Source organism: Stenotrophomonas sp. JC08 (genome assembly GCF_052180205.1).
GTDB lineage: Bacteria > Pseudomonadota > Gammaproteobacteria > Xanthomonadales > Xanthomonadaceae > Stenotrophomonas.
In genome coordinates this window covers 1706321-1719021 of the sequence record NZ_CP197473.1, presented here as the reverse complement: position 1 = coordinate 1719021, position 12701 = coordinate 1706321, and the positions used below count along the sequence as shown (strand labels likewise).

Sequence of the window (12701 nt, the reverse complement as noted above, 5' to 3'; positions counted from 1 at the left end):
CGCTCAGGCCCGGCCGCCCAGGGATTGCACCATGCGGCCCGACAACTGTTCGTCGTCGCCCTGCGGCGGGGTCACTTCGTGAAGGGAGAAACCACGCTGCAGCGCGTCTTCCTCATCCAGGCCGTCGAAGGCGACGAACTCGGCGTCGAACAGCTGCGCGCGGGCGGTATCCTCGCTGTCGTAGCTCAGGGTGTTGCCGTCGCTGTCCAATACTTCGGCGGTACCGGCCGGACGCACCCGCAGCCGGGCCCAGATCAGCGTGTTGCCCAGATGGGCAAGCCACCATTGGTCGGAAGGGGCGTGGGTGTCGTTCATTTCAGTACCTGCGAAAAGAGCCAGAGCAGCAATGCCAGGCCCAGTGCCAGCCACATCACGATCAGGGCAAGGCGGGCGGGTGTGGCCAGGCCGCTGAGGGCGCGATCGTCCAGCGTGCGGTAACGGCCGCTCAACAACCAGTGCAGCGCCTTGCCGTCGAGAAAGGCGAAGTCGCCGAACTGCGCGGCAGTGGCGGGGTGGCGGTCGCGGATATGGATCAGCGTCAGTGGCCAGAAAATCAGCAGCGCACTGAAGCCGGCGATGGCTACGCCGATGAAGCACAGGGCGAGGAAGAGGATCATGGACGGGCCAGGAACGAATGGGAAGGAACGGACAGAAAGAGCAATGCCTGCTTGCGCACTGTTTCGGCTTTTACCCGTTTTCCGTTCCTCATCACTCGTTCCTTGCTGTCAGAATTCCGCCGAACCCGGTGCGCGCGGATAGGGAATGGCGTCGCGGATGTTGGACAGTCCGCAGACGTAGACCACCAGCCGCTCGAAACCCAGACCGAAGCCGGCGTGCGGCACCGAACCATAACGGCGGAAGTCGCGATACCACTGGTAGTGCTCCGGATCCAAGCCGAACTGCGCCATGCGCGCGTCCAGCACGTTCAGGCGCTCTTCGCGCTGGCTGCCGCCGATGATCTCGCCGATGCCCGGGGCCAGCACGTCCATCGCCGCGACGGTCTTGCCGTCATCGTTCAGGCGCATATAGAACGCCTTGAAGTGCTCGGGATAATTGGTGACCACCACCGGGCGGCCGACGTGCTCTTCGGTCAACCAGCGCTCATGCTCGGTCTGCAGGTCCAGGCCCCATTCGACCGGGTAGTCGAACTTCTTGCCGGACTTTTGCAGCAGGCTGATCGCGTCGGTGTACTCGATGCGCTCGAACGGAGCGTTGACGAAGGCTTCCAGGCGGGTGATGGCGTCCTTCTGCACGCGCTCGGCGATGAAGGCCATGTCGTCGGCACGCTCGTCGAGCACCGCACGGAACAGGTACTTGAGGAACTCTTCGGCTACGCGCGCGTTCTCGGCCAGGTCGGCGAAGGCGATTTCCGGCTCCACCATCCAGAATTCGGCCAGATGGCGGGTGGTATGGCTGTTCTCGGCGCGGAAGGTCGGGCCGAAGGTGTAGACCTTGCTCAGCGCCAGCGCATAGGCCTCGACGTTGAGCTGGCCGGACACGGTCAGGAAGGTTTCCTTGCCGAAGAAGTCGCGGCTGAAATCGACCTCACCGTTGCCGGTGCGCGGCAGGTTGGCGCTGTCCAGCGTGGAGACGCGGAACATCTGCCCGGCGCCTTCGGCGTCGGAGGTGGTGATGATCGGCGTGCTGATCCAGTAGAAGCCGTTCTCGTGGAAATAACGGTGCACGGCCTTGGACAGGCAGTCGCGAATGCGGGTGACTGCGCCGAACAGGTTGGTGCGCGGGCGCAGGTGCGCCACTTCGCGCAGGTACTCCGGCGACATCGGCTTGGGCTGGATCGGGTAGGTCAGCGGGTCTTCGACCCAGCCGACGATTTCCACGTTCTCACCCTGGATCTCGAAACTCTGGCCCTTGCCCTGCGATCGGACCAGTTTGCCGGTGGCGATCACCGAGCAGCCGGGGGTCAGCTTCTTGATTTCCTCGAAGTTCCCCAGCACGTCGGTGGCGACGACCTGGATCGGTGCAAAGCACGAGCCGTCGCTGACGTTGACGAAGGCCAGGCCCGCCGAGCCGCGCACTGTACGCACCCATCCGCGAACCGTGACTTCTCCGCCTTCCGGGAACTTCCCGGCAAGGGCGTGTGCAACGCTGACCACCGTCATGACTTGAATCCTCTGTTGATCGAATCGACCTGTGAATAGGGGATTTTAGCGGGACTGCCGCAGACAGGCGAGGCATTTGTCCGCCGCTTGCGGTCCGGTCACGCCGCCCATACCTATAATGGATACGTGATTCTGCTGGAGTTGCCCATCATGACTGTCCGCCTGACCCCTGTCGCCCATTCCCGCGTGCAGCGCTTCGTCGCCTCCACCCCGGGAGCTCTGGGACTGCGTTTCGGTGTGACCCGCACCGGCTGTTCGGGATGGGGGCACATGACCGACCTGGCCCGGGAACGACGCGACGATGACACTGTGTTCGAACAGGATGGTGTCCATATCTATGTCGATGCCGCCAGCTTGGCGCTGGTGGATGGCACGGAGATCGACTTCGGCAAGCAGGGCCTGAGCGAGACGTTTACCTTCAAAAATCCCAATGCCGCCGCTGAATGCGGCTGCGGCGAGAGTTTCACCACCGACGCGGACAAGGCCTGACGCGGCCGCAGCGGCCCGGGCGTCCGGACTCCCCGTCCATTTTCCAGTTTCTTGCGGATTGGCGCTCGCGCTGCCATAATTCGCGGCTTCCTGCGCCATCCGGCCCAGGGTTCTTGCTCCACCGCATACCACGGCGGGGGGCTGTCCGGCCCGCAAGGGCCACATCCGAAAGGTAGAAAAACATGAGTCGTCATTACGAAGTCGTGTTCCTGGTCCATCCCGACCAGAGCGAACAGGTCCCGGCCATGATCGAGCGCTACAAGGCGCTGGTCGAAAATGGCAACGGCACCATCCACCGTCTGGAAGACTGGGGCCGCCGCCAGCTGGCTTACCCGATCCAGAACCTGGTCAAGGCCCACTATGTTCTGATGAACATCGAAGCCGACCAGTCGGTGCTGAACGAACTGACCGAAAGCTTCCGCTTCAACGACGCCGTGCTGCGCAACCTGGTCATCAAGCGTGACGAGGCCGACACCGAGCAGTCGCTGATCATGAAGAGCAAGGACGAGAAGGGTGACAAGCCCGAGCGTGGCGAGCGCCGTCGTCGTGACGACGAAGAAGGTGCCACTTCCACCAATGACGAAGCCGGCGACGAAGCCGCCGCTTCTGCTGAATAAGGAGCACACCCATGTCCAAGTTCTTCCGTCGCCGCAAGTTCTGCAAGTTCACGGCTGAAGGTGTGAAGGAGATCGACTACAAGGATCTCAACACCCTGCGCCAGTACCTGACCGAGAACGGCAAGATCGTGCCGAGCCGCGTCACCGGCACCAAGTCCAAGTACCAGCGTCAGCTGGCAACGGCCGTCAAGCGCGCCCGTTTCCTGGCCCTGATCCCGTACACGGACAACCACGACGTCTGAGGACAGAAGTGAGTGGCGGCCACGCGCCGCGGAAGTGGGGAGTGAGAGGTGTTGTCCCTCACTCCTCGCTCCTCTCCACTCACTCCTTGCCTCCCACCCGTCCATTCGGACAGCAAGCGTTGCGGCACCTGACGGTGTCGCTAACGAATAACGGAGCAACAACATGAAGCTGATTCTTCTGCAGAAAGTGGTCAACCTTGGCGGCCTGGGCGATCTGGTCGACGTGAAGCCGGGTTATGGCCGCAACTTCCTCGTGCCGCAGGGCAAGGCCGTGCCGGCCACCGAGGGCAACATCGCCGAGTTCGAGGCCAAGCGCGCCGAGTACGAAGCCAAGGCCAAGGCCGCCCATGACGGCGCCGAAGGCCGCGCTGCCAAGTTCGAAGGCGCCAGCGTCACCATCGGTGCGCACGCTTCGGCCGAAGGCAAGCTGTATGGTTCGGTTGGCCCGCGCGACATCGCCGAAGCGTTCACCGCTGCCGGCCTGGAGCTGAGCAAGAGCGAAGTGATCCTGGGCGAAGGTGCATTCCGCTCGGTGGGCGAGTACGACGTGGTAGTCAAGCTGCACGCCGACGTGGAAGCCACCGTCAAGGTCATCGTCGAAGCCGACGCCTGATCCGCGCTGCATATATGTAAGGGAACCGGGCGCCGAAAGGCGCCCGTTTCTTTTTCAGGCGGGGCCGGCACCAGCGCTATGCGGTGTCGTTATACTCAGTCCCCAGTGCCGTACTCGTGGCGTTGAATTTCCGATATATCAACGACTTGAGGGCGGAAAAGATACCTTCCGGAATCTTCCCCGCGGCGTTGGCCTGCGGCTTCCGGCGCCAGGAAACAGACTGACTCCATGCGTCTATCCACGATCAAGCTTTCCGGTTTCAAGTCGTTTGTCGATCCGACAACCCTGCATCTGCCGACCAACATGACCGGCGTGGTGGGGCCCAACGGCTGCGGCAAGTCCAACATCATCGACGCGGTGCGCTGGGTGATGGGCGAAAGTTCGGCCAGCCGCCTGCGTGGCGACTCGCTGACCGACGTAATCTTTTCCGGGTCGGCCGGACGCAAACCCGTATCGCAGGCCACGGTCGAGCTGATCTTCGACAACAGCGACCATACGATTTCCGGGGAGTACGCCTCGTTCAACGAGATCTCGGTCAAACGCACGGTCAGCCGCGATGGCAGCAGCAACTACTACCTCAATGGCACGCGCTGCCGCCGCCGTGATATCACCGACCTGTTCCTGGGCACCGGGCTGGGGCCGCGCAGCTACTCGATCATCGAGCAGGGCATGATCAGCAAGATCATCGAGGCGCGCCCGGAAGACCTGCGCGTGTTTCTCGAGGAGGCGGCCGGCATCTCCAAGTACAAGGAGCGCCGCAAGGAAACCGAAACCCGCATCCGCCATACACGCGAGAACCTTGAGCGCCTCAGCGACCTGCGCGAGGAGATCGGCAAACAGCTGGAACACCTGAAACGCCAGGCCCGGCAGGCCGAACAGTATCAGGCGTTGCAGGAAGAGCGTCGGGTCAAGGATGCCGAGTGGAAGGCGCTGGAATACCGGGGGCTGGACGGCCGCCTGGGTGGGCTGCGCGAGGCATTGTCACGTGAGGAGACCCGGCTGCAGCAGCTGATCGCCGAGCAGCGCGAAGCCGAGGCACGGATCGAGACCGGACGACTGCGCCGCGAAGAGGCGGCGGATGCGTTGGCTGAAGCGCAGGCGGCGGTCTACCAGGTGGGCAGCACGCTGGCACGGCTGGAGCAGCAGATCCAGCACCAGCGGGAGATGTCGCAGCGGTTGCACAAGGCGCGTGACGAGACGCAGCAGGCATTGGCCGAACTAGGGCAGCACATCAGTGGCGACGAAGCCAGGCTGATGGTGCTGCGTGAGGCGCTCGACAACGCCGAGCCGCAACTGGAGCAGCTGCAGGAGGACAACGAGTTCCGTCAGGAGGCGCTGCGCGAAGCCGAGGCCAAGCTTGCCGACTGGCAGCAGCGCTGGGAAACCCACAATCGCAGCACGTCCGAGGCGACCCGTTCGGGCGAGGTCGAACGCACCCGTGTGGATTACCTGGACCGGCAGATCCTGGAGGCCGAGCGCCGCCGTGAGGCGCTGCTTGCCGAACGTGCCGGGTTGGACCTGGAATCCCTGAGCGAAGCCTTCGAGCAGCTCGAGCTGGAACATGAAACGCAGAAGGCCGCGCTGGACGGATTGAACGAGCAGGTGGAGGTGCGCCGGGAAACCGTTGCCGTCCTGCAGGAGCAGCAGCGCGACAGCCAGGCCGAGTTGGCCGAGGTACGCAAGCAGGCGCAGGGCGCGCGTGGTCGACTGTCCTCGTTGGAAACCCTGCAGCAGGCCGCGCTGGGCCAGGAGCAGGGGGCGGCGGTGGCCTGGTTGAAGGCACGCGGGCTCGATTCGGCGGCTCGCGTCGGCGAGCGCATCACCGTGGAAAGCGGCTGGGAGAATGCCGTGGAAAGCGCGCTGGGCCAGCTCATCGAAGGCGTGCTGGTGGATGCCCCCGAAGCGCTGGTCGATGCGCTGGGTGAACTGGGTGAAGGCCGCATCGCGCTGGTTTCCGGGGTTGATGGCACGGCCGACTTCGCGCCGACCTCGCTTGCTGCAAAAGTCAGAGGACCACTGGCGATCCGCCGCTTGCTGGCGCGGCTGCATGGTGCCGATGATCTGGCTCACGCCAACCGCCTGCAGCGCGAGCTGGCTGACGGGGATTCGATCATCACCCGCGGTGGGGAGCGGCTGGGCGAGGGCTGGGTGCGGGTTTCCCGTTCGGGTGCGGCCAAACAGGGCGCGCTGATGCGCGAGCGCGAGATCGTCGCCCTGCGTGAGCAGATTGAAGTCCTGCAGGAGCGCGAGGCGGCGCTTGAGCAGCTGTTGTCCGGTTTCCGCGAGCAGGCCTTGACGGCAGAACAGCAGCGTGAAGAAGCGCAGCGGACGCTGCACCAAACCCACCGCAGTGTTTCCGAGCTGGCCGGCCGGCTGCAGAGCCAGCAGGGCCGGTTGGAGTCGGCGCGCACCCGCATCGGGCGCATCGAGGGGGAACTGTCGCAATTGCTGGAAACCCTCGACAGCAGCCGCGATCAGGCCAGCGAGGCGCGGGTACGGCTGGAGGATGCCGTTGTAAGCATGGGCGATCTTGAAAGTGGCCGCCATGCACTGGAGAGCGAACGCCGGCAGCTGACCGAGGCGCGCGACCTGTCACGCGATGCCGCACGGAGCGTGCGCGAGGCCATGCATGCGCTGGCCTTGACGCTGGAATCGCAGCGGGCACAGGTAACCTCGCTGAGTCATGCACTGGAACGCATGTCCAATCAGCGCGGCCAACTGGACTCGCGTCTGGGTGAACTGCACTTGCAGCTGGATGAGGGCGATTCACCGGTTCTGGCATTGCAGGCCGAGCATCAGGCTGCCCTTGAACAGCGGGTGCATGTGGACCGTGTGCTGACCGAGGCGCGCGCGCAGCTGGAAGGCATCGATGCCGAGCTGCGGGGGCTGGAGCAGACCCGCCACCAGCGCGATGAGCAGGCGTTGGCGCAGCGCGAGCGGATCTCCCAGCGCAAGCTGGACCAACAGGCGCTGGTGCTCAATGCCGACCAGTTGGCCGCTGCCGTGGAGAAGGCCGGCTTCGTACTGCAGGACGTGATCAACACCTTGCCGGATGGGGCCAAGCTCTCCGAATGGGAACAGACGGTGCACCAGATCGATGCGCGCATGCGGCGGCTGGAACCAGTCAACCTGGCCGCGATCCAGGAATACGGTGAAGCCTCGCAGCGTTCGGAATACCTGGATGCGCAGAACGTGGACCTGACCACCGCGCTGGAAACGCTGGAAGATGCGATCCGCAAGATCGACCGTGAAACCCGTGGCCGCTTCAAGGACACCTTCGACCGCGTCAATTCGGGCGTGCAGGCGCTGTATCCGCGCCTGTTCGGTGGCGGCCATGCCTATCTGGAGCTGACTGGTGAAGACCTGCTCGACACCGGCGTGACCATCATGGCGCGGCCGCCGGGCAAGCGCGTGTCCAGCATCTCGCTGCTGTCCGGTGGCGAGAAGGCGATGACCGCGGTGGCGCTGGTGTTTGCGATCTTCCAGCTCAACCCGGCACCGTTCTGCCTGCTCGACGAGGTCGATGCACCGCTGGACGAAGCCAACGTCGGCCGCCTGGCCAGCATGGTCAGGGAAATGAGCGAGAAGGTGCAGTTCCTGTTCGTCAGCCACAACAAGGCGACGATGGAAGCGGCGCACCAGCTTTCCGGCGTGACCATGCGCGAGCCGGGCGTCAGCCGCCTGGTCAGTGTGGATCTGGAAGAGGCCGCACGTTTGGCCGGTGCGGCCTGACGTGCCATTCTTTACCTGACTGAACAACTCCCCGGAGAACGCATCGAATGTCCGACATGGCACTTCTGCGCATCGGCATCCTGGTTGCCGGCCTGCTGCTGGTTGCAGCGATCTTCCTGTTCGGGCGTCCGGCAAAGACGCCACAGGGCAAGCGCAGGGAACCGCCGGAGGCCGAGCGCCCGCGCCGTGAACCGGTACTGGGAGAGCCAGGAACCGATACGGCCGCTGCTGAAACCGAGTCTGATACTGCTGTTTCCCAGCCCGAGCTGGGCCTGCCAGACGCGGAGCCTTCTCCATCAGGCAGTGATCTGGGCAAGCGCCCCAGCCAGGATTTCGACAAGATCGTCTCGCTGTATGTCGCCGCGCGCGCCGGCGAGGTGCTGCGTGGCGAGGACATCGTGGTCGCCGCCGAGAAAACCGGACTGGTGTTCGGTTACATGAATGTCTTCCACCGGCTGCTCGATGCCCATCCCGAGCGCGGTCCGGTGTTCAGCATGGCCAGCATCATGAAGCCCGGCAGCTTCGACATGACCAACATCCGTGAGATGGAGACGCCGGCGATCGCCTTCTTCCTGACCCTGCCGGCGCCGATGACCGCGCTCGATGGCTGGGAGAAGATGCTGCCCACGGTGCAGCGCATGGCCGAGCTGCTGGACGGTGTGGTGCTGGATGACAGCCGCAACGCACTCGGCCGCCAGCGCATCGCGCATATCCGCGACGAATTGCGCGCCTACGACCGCCAGCATCAGGCGCCGCCACTGACCAAGGCACCGCGCTGGTAAAGGTCGCATCGACGAGATCTGCAAAGCCCCGTTCGCGGGGCTTTGTTTTTGGACGAACACCTGCGGCTTTACCCTTGCTGGCGGGGGCCAGGTCAACCACGGCTTGGCGCCGCGAAGGCGCTAAAATCGGCGCATGACCACAGATACCTCCGCCCGGCAGCGCATTGCCGCGCTGCGCGAGCAGCTCCGCCTGGCATCGCACGCCTATCACGAGAACGACGAACAGCTCATCCCTGATGCCGATTACGACCGGCTGATGCGCGAGCTGGAAGCGCTGGAAGCGGCGCATCCGGAGCTGGATGACGAACAGTCGCCCAGTCACCAGATTGGCGGCAAGCCGTCCTCGCGCTTTGCCGAGGTGGTGCATGCGGTGCCGATGCTGTCACTGGGCAACGCCTTCACCAATCCGGTGCCGAAACCCGGCGAGGATCCCGACAAGGAAGTGCGCGATTTTGTGCGCCGAATTGAGGAAGTGTTGGGTCGGCACGATCCGGTTTTCGCGGTCGAGCCGAAATTCGACGGCCTGGCGATCAGCCTGCGCTACGAGAATGGCGTATTCGTGCAGGGCGCCACCCGTGGCGATGGCGCCACCGGCGAGGATGTGACCGCCAATCTGCGGCAGATCAAGGTGATCCCGCAGCAGCTGGACGGCGAGGGCTGGCCGCAGGTGCTGGAGGTGCGCGGCGAGGTATACATGCCGCGTGCCGATTTCGAGCGCTACAACGAGCAGGCACGTCTGCATGGCGGCAAGGTGCTGGCCAACCCGCGTAATGGCGCGGCCGGCTCGCTGCGCCAGCTCGATTCGAAGGTCAGCGCGCAGCGTCCGTTGAGTTTCTATGCCTATGGTCTGGGCGAGGTGCAGGGCGGCCAGTTGCCGGCCACGCACTCGGCCACGCTGGCGCAGCTGGCGCACTGGGGATTCCCGGTCAGCGAGCTGTGCCAGGTGGTTGCAGGCGTCGATGGTCTGCTCGGCTACTACCGCGATATCGGTGAACGTCGCGATGGTCTGGCTTTCGACATCGATGGCGTGGTCTACAAACTCGACGACCGCGAGGGCCAGCAGGCGATGGGCTTCGTCGCGCGTGCGCCGCGCTGGGCCATCGCCCACAAATTCCCTGCGCAGGAGCAGACCACCACGGTCGAGGCGATCGAGATCCAGATCGGCCGTACCGGTGCCGCCACGCCCGTTGCACGACTGAAACCGGTGCATGTCGCCGGCGTGGTGGTGACCAATGCCACGCTGCACAACGCCGACCAGATCGCGCGGCTGGACGTGCGCGTGGGCGATGCGGTGATCGTGCGTCGCGCCGGGGATGTGATTCCGGAAGTGGTCAGCGTCATTCCCGATCGTCGACCTGATGGCACGACGCCGTGGAAGATGCCTGCCGCCTGTCCGGTCTGCGGCGCGGAGATCGTGCGCGAGGAGGGCGAGGCGGTATGGCGCTGTTCGGGCGAGCTGAGCTGCCCGGCGCAACGCAAGGAGGCCATCGTCCATTTCGCATCGCGCAAGGCGATGGATATCGATGGCCTGGGCGACAAGTACATCGAGACACTGGTCGATGCCGGCATCGTGCGCGGTGTGGCCGACCTGTATGCACTGGACCGTGACCAGCTGCTGTTGCTGAAGCTGGCGCTGGATACCGATTCACCGCAGGCGCTGGCCGCACAACTGGGCCAGCATCTGCAGCCCGAAGGCAGCGGTGACACGCTCAATTACATTCTCCGGCTGGATGCGGGTGATAGCGGTTGGCGTGCTCAGGTACTGTCGCTGCCGGCCCGTTTCCAGTGGAATACGAAAAAGATCGCCACCCGTTGGGCCGACAACCTGATCGCTGCCCTGCAGGCCAGTCGTCGTACCACGCTGGAGCGGCTGCTGTTCGCGCTGGGCATCCAGCATGTCGGCGAGAGCACCGCCAAGGCGCTCTCGCTGTGGTTCGGTGACCTGGAGCTGATTCGCCATCTGCCGTGGCCGATGTTCAAGCGGGTGCCGGATATCGGTGGTGAAGTGGCGCGCTCGATCGGCCATTTCATGGCGCAGCCGGGCAACCAGCAGGCGATTGACGACCTGCTCGCGCGCGGTGTGCAGATCACCGACGCGCATGCCCCGAGTGCAAAGTTGCGGGCGGAGTTGACGCTGGCCAACCTGCTGTCGGATCTGGAAATTCCCAAGGTCACGCCGGTGCGGGCCAGGCAACTGGCGCAGGCGTTTGCCTCGGTCGAGACCATCCGCGACGAAAGTGCGCACAACTTCGTCACTGCCGGCCTGCCGGCGGAAACCGCCAATGCGCTGGTGGCGTGGCTGGACGTGGATGCGAACGCGGCGTTGCTGTCGGCGGCCGGCAAGGCGCTGGACGAACTGCTGGCACGTACACCGGAAGCAGGCCAGCACAGTGATGGCGTGCTCGAAGGCAAGACCGTGGTGCTGACCGGCACTCTGGCGCAGATGAGCCGCGATGACGCCAAGGCCCGGCTGGAAGCGCTGGGGGCCAAAGTCGCCGGCAGCGTCTCGAAGAAAACCAGTTTTGTCGTGGCTGGCACCGAGGCCGGCTCCAAGCTGGACAAGGCCAACGAACTGGGCGTGGAAGTGTGGGACGAGGCACGCCTGCTCGCCTTCCTGGCTGACAACGGGGAAAACGCATGAGCAATCCATTGAAGGCGCGTATCGCTGCATCCGACGACTTCCCCCGCATCATCAGGATGGTCCGCGATTTCTATGTCGAGGATGAAATCCTGTACCAGCCGGGGCTGGTCGAACCGGGCTTGCGCTCGCTGCTTGAAAACGCCCGTCATGGCGCGGTGTTGCTGCTGTCCAGTGATGACGTTGCCGAGGCCGGTTACATCACCCTGGGCTGGTGTTTCAGCGTGGAGCAGGGCGGGCGCTTCGTGCTGCTGGACGAGCTGTACCTCACACCGGCGGCGCGCGGCCGGGGCTGGGGCCGCAGGGCGCTGGATCTCGCGCGTGACTGGGCTGCTGCGCAGGGCGCCGCGGTGATCCGCCTGGAGGTGAACCACCACAATGCGCGGGCCAAGAAGCTGTATCTGTCGGCGGGCTACCGCGACGATGCGCGCGACATCCTGACGCTTTCCCTGGGCGACAGCGCGCCGGGTCTGCACCCATGATCACGATGCTGCGCAAGCGTGCCGCCCTGAACGCATTGGTCCGCGACTTCTTCGCCCGGCGCGACGTGCTGGAAGTGGAAACGCCGATCATGTCCGCGGCCGGCAATACCGAGCCGAATATCGACGGCTTCCAGACCCGCTTCAGTGGCCATGTCGATGCCGGCTCGCCGCTGCGCTGGCTGCGCACATCGCCGGAGTATCCGCTCAAGCGGCTGCTCGCCGCCGGTATCGGTGACTGCTATGAGCTGGGCAGGGTGTTCCGCAATGGTGAAGCCGGTGGGCGCCACAACCCGGAATTCACCATGCTCGAGTGGTATCGGGTCGGCTGGAATCACCATCGCCTGATCGATGAAACCATCGAGTTGGTACAGGCCGCGTTGGCGCAGCGGGGGCGTCAGGCCACGGTGCGCATCCTCACCTATCGCGAGCTGTTCCTGCAGACGCTGGGGCTGGACCCGTTCCTGGCCGACGAGACGCAGTTGCGCGCCGGGCTGGGCGAGGTTGCCATCGATCCGGCTGGGCTGAACCGTGACGACTGGCTGGACCTGCTGATGAGCCATCGCATCCAGCCGCTGTTTCCGGTTGATTGCATCACCGTGATCCATGACTGGCCGGCCACGCAGGCGGCACTGGCGATCATCCGCCCGGGCGAGCCGCCAGTGGCCGAGCGCTACGAGCTGTATCTGGGGCCGGTGGAGCTGGCCAACGGCTATCACGAGCTGGGCGACGCGATTGAACAGCGTCAGCGCTTTGAGCGTGACCTGGCCGTGCGTCTGGCGCGCGGCGCGGCCTTGCCGCCCTTTGATGAACATTTTCTTGCCGCCTTGCCGACGATGCCGGCCTGTGCCGGTGTGGCCGTCGGGGTGGATCGCCTGCTGATGGCACTGGAGGGCACGGCTCGTATTGCCGATGTGCTGGCGTTCGATTTCGCGCATGCCTGAGCGAAGCGACACATCCGGTCATGGATTGCAGCACGCCGGATGCCG

12 protein-coding genes are annotated in these 12701 nt (G+C 64.7%); 9 read left to right on the top strand and 3 right to left on the bottom strand.

The window, feature by feature from the left end:
- Positions 1 to 3: 3 nt before the first annotated feature.
- From ACSBPQ_RS07860 to asnS, 3 genes are all read right to left on the bottom strand, one after another.
- Complete coding sequence (locus ACSBPQ_RS07860) at positions 4 to 315, bottom strand: hypothetical protein (RefSeq protein ID WP_442684451.1); 312 nt, start codon at positions 313 to 315, stop codon at positions 4 to 6.
- Positions 312 to 617, bottom strand: a complete 306-nt coding sequence (locus ACSBPQ_RS07855; protein ID WP_442684450.1) for a hypothetical protein — start codon at positions 615 to 617, stop codon at positions 312 to 314. Before ACSBPQ_RS07855 ends, ACSBPQ_RS07860 begins: the two co-directional genes overlap by 4 nt.
- A gap of 108 nt (positions 618 to 725) precedes the next feature.
- Positions 726 to 2120 carry an asparagine--tRNA ligase gene (gene asnS / locus ACSBPQ_RS07850; RefSeq protein WP_442684449.1) on the bottom strand — a complete coding sequence of 465 codons (1395 nt, stop codon included), beginning with the start codon at positions 2118 to 2120 and terminating at the stop codon, positions 726 to 728.
- 150 nt (positions 2121 to 2270) lie between these two features.
- On the opposite strand from asnS, the gene ACSBPQ_RS07845 reads away from it, so the two are divergent.
- The 9 genes from ACSBPQ_RS07845 (at position 2271) to epmA (ending at position 12656) form a co-directional block, all read left to right on the top strand.
- Positions 2271 to 2609 (top strand): HesB/IscA family protein, encoded by a 339-nt coding sequence (locus ACSBPQ_RS07845; protein WP_442684448.1) that lies wholly within the window; start codon positions 2271 to 2273, stop codon positions 2607 to 2609.
- Positions 2610 to 2791: 182 nt separating this feature from the next.
- On the top strand, positions 2792 to 3226 hold the full coding sequence (gene rpsF / locus ACSBPQ_RS07840; protein WP_442684447.1) for a 30S ribosomal protein S6: 435 nt from the start codon (positions 2792 to 2794) through the stop codon (positions 3224 to 3226).
- An 11-nt stretch (positions 3227 to 3237) separates the two neighbouring features.
- A complete protein-coding gene (gene rpsR / locus ACSBPQ_RS07835; protein WP_002804494.1) occupies positions 3238 to 3468 on the top strand; it encodes a 30S ribosomal protein S18 in 231 nt (76 codons plus the stop codon).
- A gap of 163 nt (positions 3469 to 3631) precedes the next feature.
- Positions 3632 to 4081 carry a 50S ribosomal protein L9 gene (gene rplI, locus ACSBPQ_RS07830; RefSeq protein WP_442684446.1) on the top strand — a complete coding sequence of 150 codons (450 nt, stop codon included), beginning with the start codon at positions 3632 to 3634 and terminating at the stop codon, positions 4079 to 4081.
- Between the two features lie 228 nt (positions 4082 to 4309).
- Positions 4310 to 7813: a chromosome segregation protein SMC gene (gene smc / locus ACSBPQ_RS07825; protein WP_442684445.1), complete on the top strand. Its 3504-nt coding sequence runs from the start codon at positions 4310 to 4312 to the stop codon at positions 7811 to 7813.
- A 47-nt stretch (positions 7814 to 7860) separates the two neighbouring features.
- Positions 7861 to 8595: a cell division protein ZipA gene (gene zipA, locus ACSBPQ_RS07820; RefSeq protein WP_442684444.1), complete on the top strand. Its 735-nt coding sequence runs from the start codon at positions 7861 to 7863 to the stop codon at positions 8593 to 8595.
- A 133-nt stretch (positions 8596 to 8728) separates the two neighbouring features.
- On the top strand, positions 8729 to 11236 hold the full coding sequence (gene ligA / locus ACSBPQ_RS07815; RefSeq protein WP_442684443.1) for an NAD-dependent DNA ligase LigA: 2508 nt from the start codon (positions 8729 to 8731) through the stop codon (positions 11234 to 11236).
- Positions 11233 to 11715 (top strand): GNAT family N-acetyltransferase, encoded by a 483-nt coding sequence (locus tag ACSBPQ_RS07810; RefSeq protein ID WP_442684442.1) that lies wholly within the window; start codon positions 11233 to 11235, stop codon positions 11713 to 11715. The genes ligA and ACSBPQ_RS07810 overlap by 4 nt, the downstream gene beginning before the upstream one ends.
- The gene (gene epmA / locus ACSBPQ_RS07805) at positions 11712 to 12656 is read left to right on the top strand and encodes an EF-P lysine aminoacylase EpmA (RefSeq protein ID WP_442684441.1); all 945 of its coding nucleotides are present in this window, start codon (positions 11712 to 11714) and stop codon (positions 12654 to 12656) included. The genes ACSBPQ_RS07810 and epmA overlap by 4 nt, the downstream gene beginning before the upstream one ends.
- The last annotated feature ends 45 nt before the right edge of the window (positions 12657 to 12701 follow it).